Annotated in this window: 17 protein-coding genes; 5 read left to right on the top strand and 12 right to left on the bottom strand. The window is 70.0% G+C overall.

Translation table 11 applies throughout. The features are described 5' to 3' along the window. Nucleotides 1-93 precede the first annotated feature (93 nt). The 5 genes from prcA to arc form a co-directional block, all read right to left on the bottom strand. A complete protein-coding gene (prcA, locus tag AB0G79_RS17935) occupies nt 94-846 on the bottom strand; it encodes a proteasome subunit alpha (RefSeq protein WP_360807360.1) in 753 nt (250 codons plus the stop codon). A gap of 51 nt (nt 847-897) precedes the next feature. Continuing rightward, nucleotides 898-1,737, bottom strand: coding sequence for a proteasome subunit beta (prcB, locus tag AB0G79_RS17930; protein ID WP_360807358.1), 840 nt, complete (start codon nt 1,735-1,737; stop codon nt 898-900). 160 nt (nt 1,738-1,897) lie between these two features. Beyond that, the gene (locus tag AB0G79_RS17925; protein WP_055644448.1) at nt 1,898-2,110 is read right to left on the bottom strand and encodes a ubiquitin-like protein Pup; all 213 of its coding nucleotides are present in this window, start codon (nt 2,108-2,110) and stop codon (nt 1,898-1,900) included. Between the two features lie 160 nt (nt 2,111-2,270). Further along, nucleotides 2,271-3,782, bottom strand: a complete 1,512-nt coding sequence (gene dop / locus AB0G79_RS17920; RefSeq protein WP_360807356.1) for a depupylase/deamidase Dop — start codon at nt 3,780-3,782, stop codon at nt 2,271-2,273. A 223-nt stretch (nt 3,783-4,005) separates the two neighbouring features. Further along, the gene (gene arc, locus AB0G79_RS17915; RefSeq protein ID WP_360807354.1) at nt 4,006-5,772 is read right to left on the bottom strand and encodes a proteasome ATPase; all 1,767 of its coding nucleotides are present in this window, start codon (nt 5,770-5,772) and stop codon (nt 4,006-4,008) included. Between the two features lie 251 nt (nt 5,773-6,023). Between arc and AB0G79_RS17910 the strand changes: the two genes are divergently transcribed. Further along, the gene (locus tag AB0G79_RS17910; RefSeq protein ID WP_360807352.1) at nt 6,024-6,335 is read left to right on the top strand and encodes a ferredoxin; all 312 of its coding nucleotides are present in this window, start codon (nt 6,024-6,026) and stop codon (nt 6,333-6,335) included. Between the two features lie 4 nt (nt 6,336-6,339). On the opposite strand, the gene AB0G79_RS17905 is transcribed toward AB0G79_RS17910, so the two are convergent. From AB0G79_RS17905 to AB0G79_RS17895, 3 genes are all read right to left on the bottom strand, one after another. After that, nucleotides 6,340-6,924, bottom strand: coding sequence for a hypothetical protein (locus tag AB0G79_RS17905; RefSeq protein ID WP_360807350.1), 585 nt, complete (start codon nt 6,922-6,924; stop codon nt 6,340-6,342). A 197-nt stretch (nt 6,925-7,121) separates the two neighbouring features. Further along, nucleotides 7,122-8,009 (bottom strand): tRNA (adenine-N1)-methyltransferase, encoded by an 888-nt coding sequence (locus AB0G79_RS17900; protein ID WP_015032448.1) that lies wholly within the window; start codon nt 8,007-8,009, stop codon nt 7,122-7,124. A gap of 19 nt (nt 8,010-8,028) precedes the next feature. Then, entirely contained in the window at nt 8,029-9,162 is a 1,134-nt protein-coding gene (locus AB0G79_RS17895) for a site-2 protease family protein (RefSeq protein ID WP_360807427.1), read from the bottom strand. 177 nt (nt 9,163-9,339) lie between these two features. Here AB0G79_RS17895 and AB0G79_RS17890 point away from each other — a divergent pair, with 177 nt between their 5' ends. Together AB0G79_RS17890 and AB0G79_RS17885 are read left to right on the top strand one after the other, a co-directional pair. After that, nucleotides 9,340-10,242 (top strand): PD-(D/E)XK nuclease family protein, encoded by a 903-nt coding sequence (locus AB0G79_RS17890; protein ID WP_360807348.1) that lies wholly within the window; start codon nt 9,340-9,342, stop codon nt 10,240-10,242. 10 nt (nt 10,243-10,252) lie between these two features. Continuing rightward, a complete protein-coding gene (locus AB0G79_RS17885) occupies nt 10,253-10,927 on the top strand; it encodes a response regulator transcription factor (RefSeq protein WP_360807346.1) in 675 nt (224 codons plus the stop codon). A 65-nt stretch (nt 10,928-10,992) separates the two neighbouring features. Here the strand turns inward: AB0G79_RS17885 and AB0G79_RS17880 are convergent, their stop codons facing one another. The 4 genes from AB0G79_RS17880 to metH all read right to left on the bottom strand — a co-directional run bounded on the left by AB0G79_RS17880 (nt 10,993) and on the right by metH (nt 19,088). Continuing rightward, a complete protein-coding gene (locus AB0G79_RS17880) occupies nt 10,993-12,576 on the bottom strand; it encodes an ABC transporter substrate-binding protein (protein ID WP_360807344.1) in 1,584 nt (527 codons plus the stop codon). A gap of 76 nt (nt 12,577-12,652) precedes the next feature. Further along, nucleotides 12,653-14,242, bottom strand: a complete 1,590-nt coding sequence (locus tag AB0G79_RS17875) for an ABC transporter substrate-binding protein (protein ID WP_360807342.1) — start codon at nt 14,240-14,242, stop codon at nt 12,653-12,655. Between the two features lie 476 nt (nt 14,243-14,718). Further along, on the bottom strand, nt 14,719-15,417 hold the full coding sequence (locus AB0G79_RS17870) for an HAD family phosphatase (protein WP_360807340.1): 699 nt from the start codon (nt 15,415-15,417) through the stop codon (nt 14,719-14,721). A gap of 161 nt (nt 15,418-15,578) precedes the next feature. Next, entirely contained in the window at nt 15,579-19,088 is a 3,510-nt protein-coding gene (gene metH / locus AB0G79_RS17865) for a methionine synthase (protein WP_360807338.1), read from the bottom strand. A gap of 241 nt (nt 19,089-19,329) precedes the next feature. Here metH and AB0G79_RS17860 point away from each other — a divergent pair, with 241 nt between their 5' ends. Further along, nucleotides 19,330-20,094, top strand: coding sequence for an IclR family transcriptional regulator (locus AB0G79_RS17860; protein WP_360807336.1), 765 nt, complete (start codon nt 19,330-19,332; stop codon nt 20,092-20,094). A 390-nt stretch (nt 20,095-20,484) separates the two neighbouring features. After that, on the top strand, nt 20,485-21,243 hold the full coding sequence (locus tag AB0G79_RS17855) for an MIP/aquaporin family protein (protein ID WP_360807335.1): 759 nt from the start codon (nt 20,485-20,487) through the stop codon (nt 21,241-21,243). The last annotated feature ends 2 nt before the right edge of the window (nt 21,244-21,245 follow it).

Genomic DNA, 21,245 nt, shown 5'->3' with positions numbered 1-21,245 from the left:
CGCCGAGCACGCACGCGGAGCGGACACCACGGAGCACGTACGCGGAAGGGGCCCCGATCCGTCCGGATCGGGGCCCCTTCCGACAGCGACGGCCTACTCCTCGGGAGCCTCGTCCGAGGGCTCGTCCGTCTTCGTCAGGGCCGCGTTGTCCGCCTCCAGGAGGCGGGACAGCTGACGGCCGACGACCCGCTTGAACTTGCGCTGCTGCGGACGCGTGCGGTCCAGGACCGCCACCTCCAGGCGCTCCGCGGGGATCTCCCGCTCGGTGCCGTTGGTGTCCCGCGAGAGGGCCTGCACCGCGAGCTTCAGGGCCTCGGCGAGGGACATGCCGTCCCGGTGCCGCTGGTCCAGGAAGGAGCTGATCTGCTCCGCGTTCCCGCCGACCGCGACCGAGCCGTGCTCGTCGACGATCGAACCGTCGTGGGGCAGCCGGTAGATCTGGTCGCCCTCCGGCTCGGCGCCGACCTCGGCGACGACGAGCTCGACCTCGTAGGGCTTCTCCCCCGCGCTGGAGAAGATCGTGCCCAGCGTCTGGGCGTAGACGTTCGCCAGGCCGCGCGCGGTGACGTCGTCCCGGTCGTAGGTGTAGCCCCGCAGGTCGGCGTAGCGCACGCCGCCGATGCGGAGGTTCTCGTACTCGTTGTACTTGCCGGCGGCGGCGAAGCCGATCCGGTCGTAGATCTCGCTGAACTTGTGGAGCGCCCGCGAGGGGTTCTCGCCGACGAAGACGATGCCGTCGGTGTACTGGAGGACGACGAGGCTGCGGCCTCGGGCGATGCCCTTGCGGGCGTACTCCGCCCGGTCGGCCATGGCCTGCTGGGGTGAGACATAGAACGGCGTGGACACCGGCTACCGTCCCTTTCTTCCGGTCTGAAGGGGGCTTCGGGCGAGGGACGGTCAGAGCAGGGCGGCGCGCGGCCCGTCGGGCTGCTCGAGTCGCCGCTCGGTGACCGATCGGGCCAGCTCGGAGGACTCGGCCTCGGTGAGCCTGCGGAAGCCCTCATCGGTGATGACGGTGACGATCGGGAAGATCCTGCGGGCCATGTCGGGCCCGCCGGTCGCCGAGTCGTCGTCCGCCGCGTCGTACAGCGCCTGGACCACGAGCGTGGTGGCCTGCTCCTCGGTGAGGTCCGCGCGGTAGAGCTTCTTCATCGAGCCGCGGGCGAAGATCGAGCCGGAGCCCGTCGCCGCGTACCCGTGCTCCTCGGAGCGGCCGCCGGTCACGTCGTAGGAGAAGATGCGGCCCTTCTCCCTGCCCTCGTCCCAGCCCGCGAAGAGCGGCACGACCGCGAGCCCCTGCATGGCCATGCCGAGGTTGCCGCGGATCATCGTGGACAGGCGGTTCGCCTTGCCCTCCAGGGAGAGCGTGGCGCCCTCCACCTTCTCGAAGTGCTCCAGCTCCAGCTGGAAGAGCTTGACCATCTCCACGGCGAGACCGGCGGTGCCGGCGATGCCGACGGCCGAGTACTCGTCGGCCGGGAACACCTTCTCGATGTCCCGCTGCGCGATCATGTTGCCCATGGTGGCCCGCCGGTCACCGGCGAGCACGACGCCCCCGGCGAAGGTGGCCGCCACGATGGTCGTGCCGTGCGGGGCCTCGATGACGCCCTCCGGCAGCTTCCGGTGACCGGGGAGCATCTCCGGGGAGTGGGCCGACAGGAAGTCCATGAACGAGGACGATCCCGGCGTCAGGAAGGCCGCCGGCAGACGCCCGGTGCTACGAGGGTTGGCTTCCACGCGATTCCTTCCGGGTGGGAGAACCGGCCCGCCGTGGGACGGACGGACCGATCTTGCTGTTGTGCACGGACCATACCCGTGCCGTCGCCTGTCATCCGTCCCCGGGCCCACGGCTTTCTCCGGGGCTCCGGGGACGGAGGGGTTCAGGCGCGTGAGGCGGCTACTCGCCACCCTTTTGCACGAAGGACCTCACGAACTCCTCGGCGTTGGACTCGAGTACGTCGTCGATTTCGTCGAGGACCGAGTCCACGTCGTCGCTGAGCTTCTCCTGGCGTTCCTGGAGGTCGGAGCTCGCCTCCGTGGTGGTCTCCTCGACCTCCTCCGTGGAACGCGTCGCCTTCTGCTGTCCGCCGCCGGTGTCCTTGGTCGCCATATCCCTCACCCCGCTCGAAATTCGGCCCGCTCGGTCGAGTGCTTACAAGATCAGACCCTATCCTTCGGGTCTGACATCGGCCCCTTGTTTCCACAACGCCCGGGCACTGTTTTCATGATTCCCAGTGCCGGGGCATTTCAGGCCCCGATCGGGGCACCGATCACTTTCCGGACAGGACCCGTACGAGTTCCTCGGCCGTGCGGCACCGGTCCAGGAGGGCCGCGACGTGGGCCTTGGTGCCGCGCAGCGGCTCCAGGGTCGGGACGCGCTGGAGCGAGTCGCGGCCCGGCAGGTCGAAGATCACCGAGTCCCAGGAGGCCGCGGCGACGTCGTCCGCGTACTGCTCGAGGCAGCGGCCGCGGAAGTACGCCCTGGTGTCCTCGGGCGGCGCCGTCTCGGCGCGCACGACCTCGGTCTCGTCCAGGAGCCGCTTCATGCGTCCGCGGGCCACCAGGCGGTTGTAGAGGCCCTTGTCGGGGCGCACGTCCGCGTACTGGAGGTCCACCAGGTGCAGGCGGGCCGCGTCCCAGTCGAGGTTGTCGCGTCGCCGGTAGCCCTCCATGAGCTCCCGCTTGGCGATCCAGTCCAGTTCGCCGGCGAGGCTCATCGGATCGTTCTCGAGCCGGTTGAGGGTGTCCTCCCAGCGCGTGAGGACGTCCTTGGTCTGCTCGTCGGCGTCCGAGCCGTACCGCTCCTCCACGTACTTCCTGGCCAGCTCGAAGTACTCCATCTGCAGCTGGACCGCGGTGAGGGTCCGGCCGCTGCGGAGCGTGACCAGGTACTGGAGGGTCGGGTCGTGCGAGACGTGGTGGAGGGTGCGGACGGGCTGGTCGACGGCGAGGTCGACGGTGATGAAACCGTCCTCGATCATCGAGAGCACGAGCGCGGTCGTGCCCAGCTTGAGGTAGGTGGAGATCTCGGAGAGGTTCGCGTCGCCGATGATCACGTGCAGGCGGCGGTACTTCTCCGCGTCGGCGTGCGGCTCGTCGCGCGTGTTGATGATGGGCCGCTTGAGGGTGGTCTCCAGCCCGACCTCGACCTCGAAGTAGTCGGCGCGCTGGCTGATCTGGAAGCCGTCCTCCCGGCCGTCCTGGCCGATGCCGACGCGGCCGGCCCCGGTGACGACCTGGCGGGAGACGAAGAAGGGCGTCAGGTGGCGCACGATGTCCGAGAAGGGGGTCTCCCGCTTCATCAGGTAGTTCTCGTGCGTGCCGTAGGACGCGCCCTTGTTGTCGGTGTTGTTCTTGTAGAGGTGGATCGGCTGGGCTCCGGGGAGCTGGGCGGCGCGCAGGGCGGCCTCCGCCATGATCCGCTCGCCGGCCTTGTCCCAGAGGACGGCGTCGCGCGGGTTGGTCACCTCGGGCGCGCTGTACTCGGGGTGGGCGTGGTCCACGTAGAGCCGGGCCCCGTTGGTGAGGATCACGTTGGCGAGGCCGATGTCCTCGTCGGTGAGCTGGCTGGAGTCGGCGGCCTCGCGGGCGAGGTCGAAGCCGCGGGCGTCCCGCAGCGGGTTCTCCTCCTCGAAGTCCCAGCGGGCGCGGCGCGCCCGGTGCATCGCCGCCGCGTAGGCGTTGACGATCTGGGACGAGGTGAGCATGGCATTGGCGTTCGGGTGCCCGGGAACGGAGATCCCGTACTCCGTCTCGATGCCCATTACTCGCCGTACGGTCATGCGGCCCTCCTTGCCCGGCGTCGCTCACAGTGCGCGACTCGGCGTTACCGAAGAGCCTAGAACGGCTCGGCTCTGGTGGGGAGATCGGTAGCGGTATTTCCCCGGATTCCCTGGGATTCCTGGGAATCCCGGTGATGCCCAGGACCCCGGGAGCGGAGAAATACCGTCCGGAATGCGTCGGCTGCGGATGCCCGTTTCCGGACATCCGCAGCCGGTGCGCGTTTTACAGGTACTGACCGGTGTTGGCCACCGTGTCGATGGAGCGGCCCGTGTCCGCGCCCTGCTTTCCGGTGACGAGGGTGCGGATGAAGACGATCCGCTCGCCCTTCTTTCCGGAGATCCGGGCCCAGTCGTCGGGGTTGGTGGTGTTGGGCAGGTCCTCGTTCTCCTTGAACTCGTCCACGCACGCCTGGAGGAGGTGGGAGACCCGGATGCCCTTCTGGTTGTGGTCGAGGAAGGCCTTGATGGCCATCTTCTTGGCCCGGTCGACGATGTTCTGGATCATCGCGCCGGAGTTGAAGTCCTTGAAGTACAGGACTTCCTTGTCGCCGTTGGCGTACGTGACCTCGAGGAAGCGGTTCTCCTCGGATTCCGCGTACATCTGCTCGACGACCGACTGGATCATTCCGTGGGCGGCCGCGGCCTTGGAGCCGCTGTGCTCGGAGATGTCGTCCGAGTGGAGCGGCAGCGTGGCCGTGAGGTACTTCGCGAAGATGTCCTTCGCCGCCTCCGCGTCCGGACGCTCGATCTTGATCTTGACGTCGAGCCGGCCGGGCCGCAGGATCGCGGGGTCGATCATGTCCTCGCGGTTGGAGGCGCCGATCACGATGACGTTCTCCAGGCCCTCCACACCGTCGATCTCGGCGAGCAGCTGCGGGACGATGGTGTTCTCCACGTCCGAGCTGACACCGGATCCACGGGTGCGGAAGAGGGATTCCATCTCGTCGAAGAAGACGATGACGGGGGTGCCCTCGCTGGCCTTCTCCCGCGCACGCTGGAAGACGAGGCGGATGTGCCGCTCGGTCTCGCCGACGTACTTGTTGAGGAGCTCGGGGCCCTTGATGTTGAGGAAGTAGGACTTCCCCGCGGGCTGACCGGTCACCTCGGCGACCTTCTTGGCCAGGGAGTTGGCCACCGCCTTCGCGATGAGCGTCTTGCCGCAGCCCGGCGGGCCGTAGAGCAGGATGCCCTTGGGCGGTCGGAGTTCGTGCTCCTTGAAGAGGTCGGGGTAGAGGTACGGCAGCTCGACCGCGTCGCGGATCAGCTCGATCTGGTTGCCCAGACCGCCGATCTTGTCGTAGTCGACGTCCGGGACCTCTTCCAGAACGAGCTCTTCGACCTCGCTCTTGGGAACGACCTCGTAGACGTAGCCGGACCGGGGGTCGAGCAGCAGGGCGTCGCCGGGGCGGATGGTGACGTCCAGCAGAGGCTCGGCGAGCCTCACCACCCGTTCCTCGTCGGTGTGCCCGACCACCAGGGCGCGCTCGCCGTCCTCAAGGACCTCCTTGAGGGTGACGATGTCCCCGGCCCGCTCGAACTCCATGGCCTCGACCACGTTGAGCGCTTCGTTGAGCATGACTTCCTGGCCGCGCCGGAGCTCTTCGAGCTCGACGCTGGGAGACACGTTCACCCGGAGCTTGCGGCCCCCGGTGAAGATGTCGCACGTGCCGTCCTCGTTGGCCTGCAGGAAGACACCGAAGCCGGCCGGCGGCTGCGCGAGCCGGTCGACCTCCTCCTTGAGGGCCACGATCTGGTCGCGGGCCTCCCGGAGCGTATGGGCGAGCCGCTCGTTCTGCGCGGACACGCCGGCCAGGTTCGTCTGCAGCTCGACGATCCGCTCTTCGAGAATCCTCGTGTGTCGCGGAGAGTCGGCGAGCTTGCGGCGCAGGACGGCGATTTCCTGCTCGAGATAGGCAACCTGACCGGCGGGGTCTTCAGACCCCCGCCCCGGCCGGATGCCGCGGTTGATGTCGTCGTCGTGGGCTGCCACGGTCCTCACCTCCTCCAAGGGGAGCTGGACGCTTCCTGACCCTACCTGCGTGGGTGGTGATTGAAACCCCTAGATCAAAAAGACTCCGGGCTGTGTCCGATCTTCACCCTTGCGCTTCCCCTCTCGCCAGGGGAATACCCACCCTTCACCGCTTGAAAGCGGGCGGTTGTATCGTCGTCATGGGTCAACACCCGTCAGAGGGGGCCCGACTTACCCGGGCTCGCCCCAGCGAAGCAGAAACGGCAGGAGAAATGACCGTGCAGAACGAGGCTCCGGCCACGGGCGTCGAAGAGGCACTGGAGGTCTGGATCGACCAGGACCTGTGCACCGGGGACGGGATCTGCGCGCAGTACGCTCCCGAGGTCTTCGAGCTGGACATCGACGGGCTCGCGTATGTGAAGAGCGCCGACGACGAGCTCCTCCAGGACGTGGGCGCGACGACGCCGGTACCGCTGCCCCTCCTCCAGGACGTGGTGGACTCGGCGAAGGAGTGCCCGGGCGACTGCATCCACGTCCGCCGGGTCGCGGACAAGGTCGAGGTGTACGGCCCCGACGCGGAGTGACGGGTCAGGCGCTCAGCGCCGCGCGCTGTGTGGCGCGGACGAAGGCGCCGCCCTTCCAGGCCCAGCTGACCTGCTCCTTCTCGTCGGGGCAGCAGCTGGGGACCTCGGGGGACGAGTAGCCGAGCAGCGTGGCGTGGACCGCTCCGTCGCGCACGGCGAGGCCGGTCACGCTGCGGTGCTGCTCCGGCGCGACGAGCGTGGCCACCACGCGCCCGGCCGCGTCCGCGCCCTTGCCGCGCGTGAGCACGTACACCCCGCTCGGCGGCGTTCCGGAGCCGGCTTCGCAGTGCACGACCGCAACGGTCTCGGGGTTTCCGTCGCCGTCCAGGTCCCCCGTGGCGCGTGCCGCGACCGTACGGTCCCCTCCCCCGCATTCCAGCGGGTAGTCGGCCGCCGCGGCCTCGGGCGCGGGCGCCGGGCGGGGGGCGACGGGGGCCGCGGTGGCCCCGGCGGGACCGGGCTGGAGAAGGGCCGCGAGGGCGACGACCGCGGCAACGGCGGTGGCGGTGCCGAGCCAGTGCGCCGGCCGGGCGTGGGTGTGCGCGAGGTCGGGCAGATCCGCGGGAACCGGGGCGGCGGAGGGCTGCACGCGAGACGTCTCCTGTGGGTGGTGCGGCGGGGTTCTGGGCATCGTGCCACACGTCACACGGGGACGGAACAAGGGGGTCCGCGCCGCTTCACGCGCGCGTGCCCCGGATCGGACGGTCCCGAACATGAGGACGCCGCCGTCGAGTTCCCTCTCGCGGGAGGGGAACTCGACGGCGGCGTGCTGTGGGTGTCGGGACGTCAGCCCTTGTTGGGGCCTTCGTAGTCCTCGCCGTACGCGCCCTTGGCGGGACGGCGGCGGCGCATCGGGGGCTCGACGCCGTCCGCCAGGCGGCGGGCGGTGACGAGGAAGCCGGTGTGGCCGATCATGCGGTGATCGGGCCGGACGGCGAGACCCTCGACGTGCCAGTTGCGGATCATGGACTCCCAGGGCTGCGGCTCGGCGTAGCAGCCGAACTCGCGGATGGACTCCACGGTGCGCGCGAGCTGGGTGGTGGTCGCCACGTAGCAGCAGAGGATGCCGCCGGGGACGAGCGCCTTGGAGACGGCCTCCAGGCACTCCCAGGGAGCGAGCATGTCGAGGATGACGCGGTCGACGTCCGTGTCGGACAGGTTGTCCTGGAGGTCGCCGACGGTCAGCTGCCAGGCCGGGTGGGGGCCGCCGAAGTAGCGCTCGACGTTGCCCTTCGCGATCTCGGCGAAGTCCTCGCGGCGCTCGTAGGAGTGCAGCATGCCGCTGTCGCCGATGGCGCGGAGCAGGAAGCTGCTGAGCGAGCCGGAGCCCACGCCGGCCTCCACGACGCGCGCGCCGGGGAAGATGTCGGCGAAGGCCAGGATCTGCCCCGCGTCCTTGGGGTAGACCACGGCGGCGCCGCGGGGCATGGACAGGACGTAGTCGGGGAGCAGGGGGCGCAGCGCGAGGTAGGCGACGTTTCCGGTGGTACGGACAACGCTGCCCTCGGGGGCGCCGATCAGTTCGTCGTGCGGGAAAGAACCCTTGTGGGTGTGGAAGTTCTTTCCCTCTTCGAGCGTGAACGTGTAGTGACGGCCCTTGGGGTCGGTCAGCTGAACCTGGTCCCCGACCTTGAAGGGCCCGCGTCGGCGGGCGGCACCGGTCGGTTCGGACATGTGAACAACCATACCGGGCTCACGAGGAGGGGCGTGCCATGGCCTTGACGAAGGCGCGCTCGACGTCGGTGGTGGAGAGGACCCCATAGATCTCGCCGGCTTCCTCGACGACCAGGTACTCGGTGGCGGGGCTGGCGCGGAGGTGGTCGAGGAGGGGCTGTCCGGCGAGTTCGGCGGGGACGCGCATGCCGGGGTTCAGGTCCTGGGTGAGGGCGCTGACGGCGACCCAGGGCCGGCGGTGCTGCGGGACGGCGGCGATGGCGGTCTCGCGGACGATGCCGGTGGGCTCGCCCGCGCCGTCGACGACGACGAGGGCGCGGGCTCCGGCCTCGTTTGCGCGGCGGAGGGCCTCGGAGAGCGGGGTGGCGGGTTCGACCGGGATGGCGCGGCGGGTGAGGGCGCGGGCGCGGAGTTCGGGGAGGTGCTCGCGGAGCCGGGCCATGCGGAGGCTGTTGCCGGCGCCGGTCCAGATGATCGCGGCGAGGATGGCGGCGAGCAGGGCGTCGGTGACGGTGGTGAAGCCGCTGATGTCGTCGGTGTTGTTGCCGAGGAGGCCGGTGCGGGTGAGGAGGGGCAGGCCGACGAGGACGAGGACGGCGAGCGCGCGGCCGACCCAGGCGGCGGCGACGGTGCCGCTCATGGGCTTGCCGGTGATCTTCCAGATGACGGCGCGGAGCATGCGGCCGCCGTCGAGCGGGAGGCCGGGCAGCAGGTTGAACGCGGCGACGATCAGGTTGGAGATCATCAGTCCGGCGAGGAGGACACCGGGGACGGTGCCGGGTTCGACGGCGTACAGCGAGAGGTAGAAGACGCCGGCGAGGACGAGGGAGAGGAGCGGGCCGACGAAGGCGAGGACGAACTCGCGGCCGGGGGTCTCGGTCTCCTTCTCGATCTCGGAGACGCCGCCGAAGAACTGGAGCTGGATGCGGCGCACGGGGAGCTTGAAGCGGAGCGCGGCGATGGTGTGGGCCAGCTCGTGGACGAGCACGGAGGCGTAGAAGGCGACCGCGAAGAACAGCGAGACGAGGTACCGGGCGGCGCCGAGCTCGGGCAGGACCCGTTCGATCTGGTCGCCGAAGACCCAGGTGATGAGGGCGGCGACGAGGAACCAGCTGGGGGCGACGTAGACGGGCACGCCGAAGGGGCGGCCCATGAGGATCCCGCCTCCGGGCTCCTCGGTCCGCTGCGGCTTGGGCTCGTCCTGGTTCACGGGTTCCTTTCGTCGCACGGGTGGCCGCGTCGCTGCGTCACGGTTCGATCATGCAGTGCGACGGGGTTCCCCGTCGATGGTATTCCGCCCTTGTCGGTGGCGGGTCGTAGGGTCTTGGGCATGAGTACGAGCGAGCAGGTGCCGGCGGAGCCCCGGGCACCCATGTCGTTGTCGCCCTCGCGGGCGAACGATTTCATGCAGTGTCCGCTGCTGTACCGGTTCCGGGTGATCGACCGGCTGCCCGAGAAGCCGAGCGAGGCGGCGACGCGCGGGACGCTGGTGCACGCGGTGCTTGAGCGGCTCTTCGACGACGCCGCGGTGGAGCGGACGGCTCCGCGGGCGAAGGCGATGGTGCCGGGGCAGTGGCAGCGGCTCCTGGAGTCGAAGCCGGAGCTGGGCGAGCTGTTCGCGGAGGATCCGGACGGGCAGCGGCTCGCGGGGTGGCTGGGCGAGGCGGAGCGGCTGGTCGAGCGGTGGTTCACGCTGGAGGACCCGACGCGTCTGGAGCCGGCCGAGCGCGAGCTGTTCGTGGAGACGGAGCTCGACTCGGGGCTGCGGCTGCGCGGGGTGATCGACCGGGTGGACGTGGCGCCGTCGGGGGACGTGCGGATCGTCGACTACAAGACGGGCAAGGCGCCCCGGCCCGAGTACCGGGACGGCGCGCTCTTCCAGATGACGTTCTACGCCCTGGTGGTGTGGCGGCTGAGGGGCGTGCTGCCGCGCCGGCTGCAGCTGGTCTATCTGGGCAGCGGGGACGTGCTGACGTACGACCCGGTGGAGGCGGACCTCCAGCGGGTGGAGCGGAAGCTGCTCGCCCTGTGGGAGGCGATCCGGCTGGCGACGGCGACCGGTGACTGGCGGCCGCGGCCGACGAAGCTGTGCGGCTGGTGCGACCACCAGGCGGTGTGTCCGGAGTTCGGCGGCACTCCCCCGGTGTACCCGCTGGCGATCGCGTCCGCGCGCCCGCCGGAGTCGGACGAATCGGTGCAGGGCAGAATGGATCCGGTTCAGCCCGCCCCGTGAAGGAGCCCTTGTGACGATCCGCGTCCTCCTGGTCGACGATCAGCCGCTGCTGCGCACCGGCTTCCGGATGATTCTGGAGGCCGAGCAGGACATCGCGGTGGTGGGCGAGGCCGGTGACGGTCTCCAGGCGCAGGAGCAGGTCCGGGCGCTCCAGCCGGACGTGGTCCTGATGGACATCCGGATGCCGCGCATGGACGGCGTGGAGGCGACCCGGCAGATCACGGGTCCGGGCCGGGACGGTCCGGCGAAGGTGCTGGTCCTGACCACCTTCGACCTGGACGAGTACGTGGTGGAGGCGCTGCGCGCCGGTGCCAGCGGCTTCCTGCTGAAGGACGCCCCGGCCAACGAGCTGGTGCAGGCGATCCGGGTGGTGGCGGCCGGTGAGGCGATGCTCGCGCCCTCGATCACGCGCCGGCTCCTGGACAAGTACTCGGCGCACCTGCCGACGGGCGAGGAGCGGGTCCCGGACACGCTGGGCACGCTGACGGACCGCGAGCTGGAGGTCCTGAAGCTGGTGGCGCGCGGCCTGTCGAACGCGGAGATCGCGGCGGACCTGTTCGTCAGCGAGACGACGGTGAAGACGCACGTGGGGCACGTGCTGACGAAGCTGGGCCTGCGCGACCGGGTGCAGGCGGCGGTGTACGCGTACGAGAGCGGTCTCGTGCGGCCCGGCGGCAGTCAGTAGGACGCCGGAGCGGCGAAGGGCCCGGGGCGCGACTCGCGCCCCGGGCCCTTCCGCGTGCGGGGGCCTCAGCCCTTCCTCAGCTCCCAGAAGCGGAAGACGGTGGAGGCGTCGAGGGTCCACTCCAGACCGGTGACGTCCTCGCGGGCGACGGCGTACTGCTTGCCCTGCCAGAGCGGGAGGACCGGGAGCTCCTCGGCGACGAGGTCCTGGAGCTTCCCGAACTCGTCGGCGGTGGCGGCGCGGTCGGCGGTGGCGGCGGTCTTCGGGATGAGGTCGCCGGTGATGGCGCTGTTCTCGTAGTGGTTGCCGAGGACGTTGCCCTCGCCGAAGAACGGCGCGGTGAAGTTGTCGGCGTCGGGGTAGTCGGGGACCCAGCCCTTGACGTAGACGCCGTACTTGCCGGCGGCGATGTCCTTCTCGTACTGGTCGAAGGCGACGGACCGGACGTCGGCGGCGAACAGGCCGCTCGCGTTGAGCTGTGCGGCGATGGCCTTGAGCTCCTGGTCGGTCGCCGGGCCGTAGCGGCTGGGCGTGGACCAGAGGGTGAGCTTCACCTTCTCGGTGATGCCGCCGTCGCGCAGGGCCTTCTTCGCCTTCGCCGCGTCGGGGGTGCCGTAGGTGTCGTAGAAGGCGGTGTTGTGGCCCGCGATGCCGGCCGGGACGATCGAGTAGAGGGGCGTGGCGGTCGACTTGTAGACGTTCTCGACGAGCGCCTCGCGGTTGACGAGGTGGGCTATGGCCTTGCGGACGCCGAGCTTGCGGACGACCGGGTCGTTCATGTTGAAGACCAGGTGCTGGACCTCGGCGCTGGTGCCGGGGACGACCTCGATGCCGCGGTCGTCGGTGGTGTCGGAGGCTTCCAGGGCGGCGATGTCGTCGGCGGCGAGGCCTCGGTAGGCGATGTCGATGTCGCCGTCGGCGAAGGCCTTGGAGAGGGCGGCGCGGTCGCCGCCGTACAGCTTGAGGGTGACGCCGCCGTTCTTGGGCTTGGCGGTGCCCTTGTAGCCGCTGTTGACGGAGAACGCGGCCTCGGTGTCGCCGATGGAGTCCAGCTTGTACGGGCCGGAGCCGGTGGCCTTGCCGTCGGTGCGCAGGGCGTCCGCGGGGTAGTCGCGGTGGTCGACGATCGAGCCGGCGCCGGAGGCGATCTTGCTGGGGAAGGTGGCGTCCGGGACCTTGAGGCGGAAGACGACGGTCCGCGCGTCGGGGGTCTCGATGGTGTCGATGGTGCTGAGCAGCGGGGCGGGGCCGGAGGGGTCGGCGATCCTGAGGGCCCGCTCGAAGGAGAACTTGACGTCCTCGGAGGTGAGCGGGTTGCCGTTGGTGAAGGTGAGTCCGTCCCTGAGGGTGCAGGTGTAGACCTTGCTGCCGCCGGAGAAGTCGCATTCCTCGGCGGCCTCGGGCACGGGCGTGGAGCCGCCCTTGGGGAAGGCGAGCAGGGACTGGAAGACGTTGTTGAACAGCAGCCAGGAGCCGGGGTCGTAGCCGGCCGCCGGGTCGGTGGCGAGGATCTCGTCGGACATGCCGACGCGGACGCCGCCGGAGTCGGAGCCGGAGCCGGTGACCGACTCGGTGCCGCAGCCGCTGAGCAGGGCGGCGGACAGGCCCGCGGCGAGCGGGGCCGTCAGCCACTTCGTGTGTGCCTTCACAGAACGTGCCTCTTGATCTCTTGCCAGGCCGGCCGCGCGTGGTGCGCGGCCGGTGTAACCGATCCGGACGAGGGGGTTATGCGGTGCCGCGGCCCAGTTCCCACAGGAGCAGGTCGGACGAGGTGTTCAGCGCGTACTCGACTCCGGTCAGCTCCTCGCGGGCGGCGACGTACTGCTTGCCCTGCCAGAGCGGCAGGACGGGCACGTCCCGGGCGACGATCTTCTGGATCTGCGCGTAGACGGGGCTCGCGGCGGTGCGGTCGGCCTCGCGGCGCGAACGCGGGATGAGCTGGTCGCGGACGACCTTGTTGACGTACGGGGTGTTGAGGAAGTTGTCGCTGTCCAGGAAGGGGGCGATGTAGTTGTCGGGGTCCGGGTAGTCCGGGAACCAGCCGAGGCCGTAGACGGCGTAGTCGCCGCGCTTCTGGGCCGGGCGGAAGGTGGACCACGCCGCGCCCTGGGCGGTGGCGTCGAAGAGCTCGCTGGCGGTGAGCTGCTTCGAGATCGCCTCGAACTCCTGGGCGGTCTCGGTGCCGTAGTGGTCGGTGGTGTAGTTGAGGGTCACCTTGACCGGGGTCTTGATGCCGGCGTCCTTGAGGATCTTGGCCGCGCGGTCGGTGTCCGGCTCGCCGTACTCGTCGTAGAAGGGGGTGGCGTGGCCGGTGATGCTGGAGGGGATCAGGGAGTACAGCGGCTCGGCGGTGGGGCCGTAGACGAGGTTGACGAGGGCGCCGCGGTCGATGACGGAGGCCATGGCCTGGCGGACGGCCTTCTCCTTGACGGTGGGCGCCTTGGTGTTGAAGCCGAGGTAGCGGATCTCGAGACCGGGCACCTCGGTGACGCGGATGCCCTGGTCCGGGGTCTCGGTGAGGTTCTTGATCTGCTCCTGGGAGAGCGAGCGGGCCATCATGTCGATGTCCTTGCTCTCCAGTGCCTTGCCCATGGAACCGGCGTCGGAGAAGGCGCGCAGTTCGACCTTCTCGTTGCGCGCGACGATGTCGCCCTTGTACTTCGGGTTCTTGGTGAAGACGAAGCGGGCGGCCTTGTCGCCCTCGCGCTCGACCTTCATCGTGTACGGCCCGGAGCCGTCGACGTCGAACCCCTCGCGGAGCTTTCCGGCCTCGTACTTGTGCTTGCTGAGGATGCCGGCGACCGGGGTGGAGAGCTTGTACGGGAAGGTCGCGTCGGGCGCGTTGAGGTGGAAGACGACCTCGTCGGCGCCCTTGGTCTCGACGGTGTCGACGGTCGAGAGGAGGGCGGCCGTGCCGTTGTCCGACTTGATCTTCAGGACGCGCTCGATGGAGAACTTGACGTCCTCGGCGGTGACGGGCGTGCCGTCGGCGAAGGTGAGGCCGGGGCGGAGCTTGCAGCGGTAGCTCTCGCTCGCCGTGTCGGAGAAGCCGCAGCTCTCGGCCGCCTCGGGGACGGGCGCGCCGCCGCCGCGGGGCGTGTGCAGCAGGGTCTGGACGGTCTGCCGGAGGATGTTCCAGGCGCCGGTGTCGTAGGCGAAGGCCGGGTCGAGCGGCGCGGGGGCGTCCTCGGTCGCGATGAACTGGTCCGTGGTGCCGACGACGATGGCTCTGCTGTCCCCGTCCCCGCCACACGCGGCGAGCAGGGGGGCGAGCAGTACGGCCGCGGCGGGCAGCACCAGGGTCTTGCGGTTCATCAGGGACGTTCTCCTCAACCGGCACGGGGGTACAGAGGTCTGGGGACACTCCGCCGCCGGCCGCCCGGTCTGGGCGGGAGCGATCGGGCCGGGTGTTGCGATCGGTCCTGTGTTCACGGCGGTACGGGTGGGCGCCGGTGCACGCGGATATGCGGCGAAGTACCCGCGAAAGATTAGTGGGAGGTCTCGCCTTTTCCCGACTTCGGGCAGACGGGCGGGTAATCGGACGGTGATCATGAATACGGGGGTCTCGATAACCATGCGTCGACGCGATGCGGACGGGGTCCACCGAACCGGGACACATGGGATCGACGAAATCCGCAGATTTCGGTCACGGAACGCAGAGGGGCCACCCACCGGCGGCGACTCTGGGTGACGAAGGTCACGCGGAGGCCTTATCGGTGAATGGCCCGGACGGCCTGCGTCCGATTTTCGCGCGGGAAAGCGCGCGTCACACGGGAAAGCTCAGATAAAGCTCAGATTCCCGTGATCAATGTGCGAAGGAAGGGCACGTCGACCTCTTCGAGGGAGCGCACGACCACCCGCCCGGGAGAGGGCGCGATCGGGGTCACGGAGGGCACCGCGACCACCCGGCAGCCGGCCGCCTCGGCGGAGGCGACACCGGTCGCGGTGTCCTCGACGACGGCGCACAGCGCGGGGTCGGCGCCGACCCCGCGGGCGGCCGTGAGGTACGGCTCGGGGTGCGGCTTTGTGCGGGCGACCTCGTCGCCGGCGACGGTGAGCGTGAAGCGGTCGTGGCCGATCGAGGCGAGGACCCGGTCGATGATCCGCCGGTGGGAGGCGGAGACCAGGGCGGTCGGGATGGAGTGCCGGGCCAGCTCGGCGAGAAGGCGCTCGGCGCCCGGCATGAGGGGGACGCCCCGCTCGATGCGCTGCTCGAACTTCTCGTTGAGGAGCACGGTCAGCTCGTCCAGGGTGATGTCGGCCCCCGTGGACTCGATGAGGTAGCCCGCGCTGCGGGTCATCGGGCCGCCGACGACGATGTCGCGCCAGGACTCGTCGAGCCGGTGCCCGAGGTCGGCGAAGGCCTCGACCTCGGCGTCCCACCAGAACCCCTCCGTGTCGACGAGCGTCCCGTCCATGTCGAGGAACACCGCCTGGAGCGCGGAGCTTCCGTTCGCACCGAACAGGGGCGCGGGGACCGTACTGGTCATACGGCACACCTTCCTTGAAACGACCTCGAGGGACGAGAAGGCCGGTCGCCCTCCCCGGTACGGGGAGGAGGACCGGCCTGCACTGGACCGACAAGTGTACGTCTCGCGCGCCGCCGACGCGGGCATTTACGTCACGGGAGCCACACGCCGGTGACCGCCCGTCACCGTGCGTTGAAGTACGTGGCCTCCGGGTGGTGGATGACGATGGCGTCCGTGGACTGCTCGGGGTGGAGCTGGAACTCCTCGGAGAGGTGGACGCCGATGCGCTCCGGCCGCAGCAGGTCCGCGATCTTCGCGCGGTCCTCCAGGTCGGGGCAGGCGCCGTAGCCGAGCGAGAAGCGGGCGCCGCGGTACTTGAGGTCGAACATGTCCTGGACGTCCTCCGGGTCCTCGCCGGCGAAGCCGAGCTCGGCGCGGACGCGCGCGTGCCAGTACTCGGCGAGGGCCTCGGCGAGCTGGACGGAGAGACCGTGCAGCTCCAGGTAGTCGCGGTAGGAGTCGGACTCGAAGAGCTTGGCGGTGGCCTCGCCGATCCTCGAACCCACGGTGACGACCTGGAGGCCGACGACGTCGGTCTCGCCGGACTCCTCCGGGCGGAAGTAGTCCGCGAGGCAGAGGCGGCGGCCCCGGCGCTGGCGCGGGAAGCTGAAGCGGGTCCGCTCGTTCCCGGCCTCGTCGAGGATGATGAGGTCGTCGCCCTTGGAGACGCAGGGGAAGTAGCCGTGGACGACGGCCGCCTCCAGGAGGTTCTCCGTGTGGAGCCGCTCCAGCCAGCCGCGCAGCCGCGGACGGCCCTCGGTCTCGACGAGCTCCTCGTACGAGGGGCCGTCACCGGCGCGGTTCTGCTTGAGGCCCCACTGGCCCTTGAAGAGGGCTCCCTCGTCGAGCCAGGACGCGTAGTCCTTGAGCGGGATGCCCTTGACGACCCGGGTGCCCCAGAACGGCGGGGTCGGGACGGGGTTGTCGGTGGCCACGTCGGAACGGCCGCCCGGCTCCGGCTCCTCGACCTGGAGGGCCGCGGTGGCCTTGGGCACCCGGCGCTGCTTGAGCTCGGGGAGCACGGCTCCGGGGACGCCGCGCTTGACGCCGATGAGGGCGTCCATGAGGCGCAGGCCCTCGAAGGCGTCGCGGGCGTAGCGGACCTCGCCCTGGTAGATCTCGTGGAGGTCCTGCTCGACGTAGGCGCGGGTGAGGGCGGCTCCGCCGAGGATCACGGGGTACTTGGCGGCCAGCTCGCGCTGGTTGAGCTCCTCCAGGTTCTCCTTCATGATCACGGTGGACTTCACGAGGAGGCCGGACATGCCGATGACGTCGGCCCTGTGCTCCTCTGCGGCCTCCAGGATCGCGGAGACCGGCTGCTTGATGCCGATGTTGACGACGTTGTAGCCGTTGTTGGAGAGGATGATGTCGACGAGGTTCTTGCCGATGTCGTGGACGTCGCCGCGGACGGTGGCGAGGACGATCGTGCCCTTGCCGTCCGCGTCCGACTTCTCCATGTGGGGTTCGAGGTAGGCCACCGCGGTCTTCATGACCTCGGCGGACTGGAGCACGAACGGCAGCTGCATCTGGCCGGAGCCGAAGAGCTCGCCGACCACCTTCATGCCGTCGAGCAGGGTGTCGTTGACGATGTCGAGGGCGGGGCGGGTCGTCAGGGCCTCGTCGAGGTCGGCCTCCAGGCCGTTCTTCTCGCCGTCGATGATGCGCCGCTTGAGGCGCTCCTCCAGGGGCAGGGCGAGGAGCTCCTCGGCCTTGCCGGCCTTGAGGGACTTGGTGGTGGCGCCCTCGAAGAGCTCCATCAGCTTCTGCAGCGGGTCGTACCCCTCGCTGCGCCGGTCGTAGATCAGGTCGAGGGCGGTGGTGACCTGCTCGTCGTCGAAGCGGGCGATCGGGAGGATCTTGGAGGCGTGGACGATGGCCGAGTCGAGACCGGCCTTCACGCACTCGTCGAGGAAGACCGAGTTGAGCAGGATGCGGGCGGCCGGGTTGAGGCCGAAGGAGATGTTCGACAGGCCGAGGGTGGTCTGGACGTCCGGGTGGCGGCGCTTGAGCTCGCGGATCGACTCGATCGTGGCGATGCCGTCCTTGCGGGACTCCTCCTGACCGGTGCAGATGGTGAAGGTCAGGGTGTCGATGAGGATGTCGGACTCGAGGATGCCCCAGTTGGTCGTGAGGTCCTCGATGAGGCGCTCGGCGATGGCGACCTTGTGCTCGACGGTACGGGCCTGGCCCTCCTCGTCGATCGTCAGGGCGATCAGCGCGGCGCCGTGCTCCCGGGCGAGGCGGGTCACCTTCGCGAAGCGCGACTCGGGACCGTCGCCGTCCTCGTAGTTGACGGAGTTGATGACGGCGCGGCCGCCGAGCTTCTCCAGGCCGGCGCGGATGACGTCGACCTCGGTGGAGTCGAGCACGACGGGGAGGGTCGAGGCGGTCGCGAAGCGGCCGGCCAGCTCCTCCATGTCGGCGACGCCGTCGCGGCCGACGTAGTCCACGCAGAGGTCGAGCATGTGCGCGCCCTCGCGGATCTGGTCGCGGGCCATCTCGACGCAGTCGTCCCAGCGGCCGTCGAGCATGGCCTCGCGGAACTTCTTGGAGCCGTTGGCGTTCGTCCGCTCGCCGATCGCCATGTACGAGATGTCCTGGCGGAACGGGACGGTCTGGTAGAGCGAGGCGGCACCGGGCTCGGGGCGCGGGGACCGCTCGGCGGGCGTGAGGTCCCGGACGCGCTCGACGACCTGGCGGAGGTGCTCGGGGGTCGAGCCGCAGCAGCCGCCGACCAGGGACAGGCCGTAGTCGCGGACGAAGTGCTCCTGTGCGTCGGCCATCTCCGGCGGCGTCAGCGGGAAGTAGGCGCCGTCCTTGGTGAGGATGGGCAGGCCGGCGTTGGGCATGCACATCAGGGGCGTACGGGAGTGGCGGGCGAGGTACCGCAGGTGCTCGTTCATCTCGGCCGGGCCGGTGGAGCAGTTCAGGCCGATCAGGTCGATGCCGAGCGGTTCGAGCGCGGTGAGCGCCGCGCCGATCTCGGAGCCGAGGAGCATGACGCCGGTGGTCTCGAAGGCGAGCGAGCAGATCAGCGGGACGTCGATGCCGAGGGCGTCCATGGCGCGCCGCGCGCCGATGAGGCTGGACTTGGTCTGCAGGAGGTCCTGGGTCGTCTCGACGATGAGGGCGTCGGCGCCGCCGGCGAGGAGGCCCTCGGCGTTCTGCTGGTAGCCGTCGCGCAGGACGTCGAACGTGGTGTGGCCGAGCGAGGGCAGCTTGGTGCCGGGGCCGATGGAGCCGAGGACCCAGCGCTGGCGGCCGTCCTTGGCGCCGAACTCGTCGGCGACCTCGCGGGCGATGCGGGCGCCGGCCTCGGAGAGCTCGAAGATGCGGTCGGCGATCTCGTACTCGCCGGCGGCCGAGTGGTTGGAGCCGAAGGTGTTGGTCTCGACGCAGTCGACGCCGGCCTCGAAGTACTCCACGTGGACGGAGCGGACGATGTCGGGCCGGGTGACGTTCAGGATCTCGTTGCAGCCTTCGAGGTTCTGGAAGTCCTCGAGGGTGGGGTCCTGGGCCTGGAGCATCGTGCCCATCGCTCCGTCGGCGACGACGACTCGGCTGGCGAGCGCCTCGCGGAGCGCGGCGGCGCGGGTCCGGGTGTCAGCGGAAGGGGTCGGCGACGAGGCCATGGATGAGCTCCCTGGGATGCGACGGCTGTCGGCTTTGCACACTCGGCGGAGCATGCACGGGGTCAGCCTAGCCGTGCTTGACCCGGGGTGGACATGGCGTCCCACGGGCCGGACGGCATCCTGTGTGCGGGGACTCCCGGTCCGGCCCGTTCTTGACCGACACTGTCCTTGTGACACGAGGTCGGCATCGACCGATAGTGTTCAGCATTGTCGAACAGCATGGAGAAAGAAGGGTCGGGCGATGGCGAAGAACATCCAGTCGCTTGAACGAGCGGCCGCGATGCTGCGACTGCTCGCGGGCGGCGAGCGCCGGCTCGGCCTGTCCGACATCGCGTCCTCGCTGGGGCTCGCGAAGGGGACCGCCCACGGCATCCTGCGCACGCTCCAGGCCGAGGGCTTCGTGGAGCAGGACGCGGCCTCGGGCCGCTACCAGCTGGGGGCGGAGCTGCTGCGGCTCGGCAACAGCTACCTGGACGTGCACGAGCTGAGGGCCAGGGCGCTGGTCTGGACGGACGACCTGGCGCGGTCCAGCGGCGAGAGCGTCCACCTGGGCGTGCTGCACAAGCAGGGCGTCCTGATCATCCACCACGTCTTCCGGCCGGACGACAGCCGCCAGGTCCTTGAGGTGGGGGCCATGCAGCCGCTGCACTCCACGGCGCTCGGCAAGGTCCTCTCGGCGTACGACCCGGTGGCCCACAGCGAGGCGGTGGAGGTGGAGCGGGAGGCGTTCACCCCGCGGACGACCACGGACCTCGCCGAGTTCGAGGCGCTGCTCGACATGACGCGGGCCCGGGGCTGGGCCGCGGACGCGGAGGAGACCTGGGAGGGCGTGGCCTCGGTCGCGGCGCCGATCCACGACCGGCGCAGGATGCCGGTCGGCGCGGTGGCGGTCACGGGCGCGGTGGAGCGGCTCCGGCCGAACGGGGAGCTGCGCCCCGAGCTGGTCGCAGCGGTGCGCGACTGCGCCCGCGCGGTCTCCCGCGACCTGGGCGCGGGCCGCTTCTGAGGCCTTCCGCGCACTGAAGCCTGTCCGACCCTGATCGGGACAGGCCCCAGTTCCGGGGGCCTTCCGCGCACGCACCCCGAGCGCCTCCCCGTAGGCCCCGGAGCACCCTCCCCGTACGCCCCCGAGCGCCGTCCGCACACCTCCCCGCAGACGATCTACCCGTCGGTAACGATCCCGTTATCGGCGGGTTTTTCGCATCCCAAAGCCTTGACGCACGGTTGAACCGGGGGCAAAACTTCCGTTCATCGGTCGGCATTGTCGAACACTTGACGGCAATACGCGCTACAGTGTGGCACTGCCAAGGGCCGGCAACGCCCTCACACGAGGGCGCGGACCTCCGGAGGGACCCGGGGTCCGCCTTCCCCTGGACGAAGGACAAAGGAGTCGCGGGTGTCCAGCTCCGACATCTTCCTCGGCGAGACCATCGGTACCGCCGTACTCATCCTGCTCGGCGGCGGCGTCTGCGCCGCCGTCACGCTGAAGAGCTCCAAGGCCCGCGGCGCGGGCTGGCTCGCGATCACCTTCGGGTGGGGCTTCGCCGTCTTGACGGCCGTGTACATGACGGCTTCCCTCTCCGGCGCCCATCTGAACCCCGCCGTCACGGTCGGCATCGCGGTCAAGAGCGGCGCATGGGGCGACGTCCCCGTCTACCTCGCCGGCCAGCTGCTCGGCGCCATGATCGGCGCGGCGCTGGTCTGGGTCGCGTACTACGGCCAGTTCCTGGCCCACCTCACCGACCCGGAGACCGTCGGCGAGAAGCCGGTCGAGGGCCCCGGCCCGGTGCTGGGCGTCTTCTCGACCGGACCGGAGATCCGCAACGTCTGGCAGAACCTGGCCACCGAGATCATCGGCACCGTCGTGCTGGTCCTCGCCGTGCTCACCCAGGGCCTCAACGACAGCGGCAAGGGCCTCGGCGTCATCGGCGGCCTCATCACCGCCCTCGTCGTCGTCTCCATCGGCCTCTCGCTCGGCGGCCCGACCGGTTACGCCATCAACCCGGCCCGCGACCTGGGCCCGCGCATCGTGCACGCCCTGCTCCCGCTGCCGAACAAGGGCGGCTCCGACTGGAGCTACGCCTGGATTCCCGTCGTCGGTCCGCTGATCGGTGGCGCCCTCGCCGCGGGTATCTACAACATCGCGTTCGCCTGAGC

The organism is Streptomyces sp. NPDC020807, from assembly GCF_040641575.1.
In the GTDB taxonomy this organism is placed as follows: Bacteria; Actinomycetota; Actinomycetes; order Streptomycetales; family Streptomycetaceae; genus Streptomyces.
The sequence above is the reverse complement of the archived record's forward strand: the minus strand, read 5'-3'. Positions and strand labels throughout refer to the sequence as shown.

Coding starts and splice junctions, on each gene's coding strand:
- AB0G79_RS17925 (WP_055644448.1), bottom strand. CDS start 2,110: ATGGCGACCAAGGACACCGGCGGCGGACAGCAGAAGGCGACGCGTTCC.
- dop (WP_360807356.1), bottom strand. CDS start 3,782: ATGACCGTACGGCGAGTAATGGGCATCGAGACGGAGTACGGGATCTCC.
- AB0G79_RS17910 (WP_360807352.1), top strand. CDS start 6,024: ATGACCGTGCAGAACGAGGCTCCGGCCACGGGCGTCGAAGAGGCACTG.
- AB0G79_RS17900 (WP_015032448.1), bottom strand. CDS start 8,009: ATGTCCGAACCGACCGGTGCCGCCCGCCGACGCGGGCCCTTCAAGGTC.
- AB0G79_RS17895 (WP_360807427.1), bottom strand. CDS start 9,162: ATGGGCCGCCCCTTCGGCGTGCCCGTCTACGTCGCCCCCAGCTGGTTC.
- AB0G79_RS17890 (WP_360807348.1), top strand. CDS start 9,340: ATGAGTACGAGCGAGCAGGTGCCGGCGGAGCCCCGGGCACCCATGTCG.
- AB0G79_RS17875 (WP_360807342.1), bottom strand. CDS start 14,242: ATGAACCGCAAGACCCTGGTGCTGCCCGCCGCGGCCGTACTGCTCGCC.
- AB0G79_RS17870 (WP_360807340.1), bottom strand. CDS start 15,417: ATGACCAGTACGGTCCCCGCGCCCCTGTTCGGTGCGAACGGAAGCTCC.
- metH (WP_360807338.1), bottom strand. CDS start 19,088: ATGGCCTCGTCGCCGACCCCTTCCGCTGACACCCGGACCCGCGCCGCC.
- AB0G79_RS17860 (WP_360807336.1), top strand. CDS start 19,330: ATGGCGAAGAACATCCAGTCGCTTGAACGAGCGGCCGCGATGCTGCGA.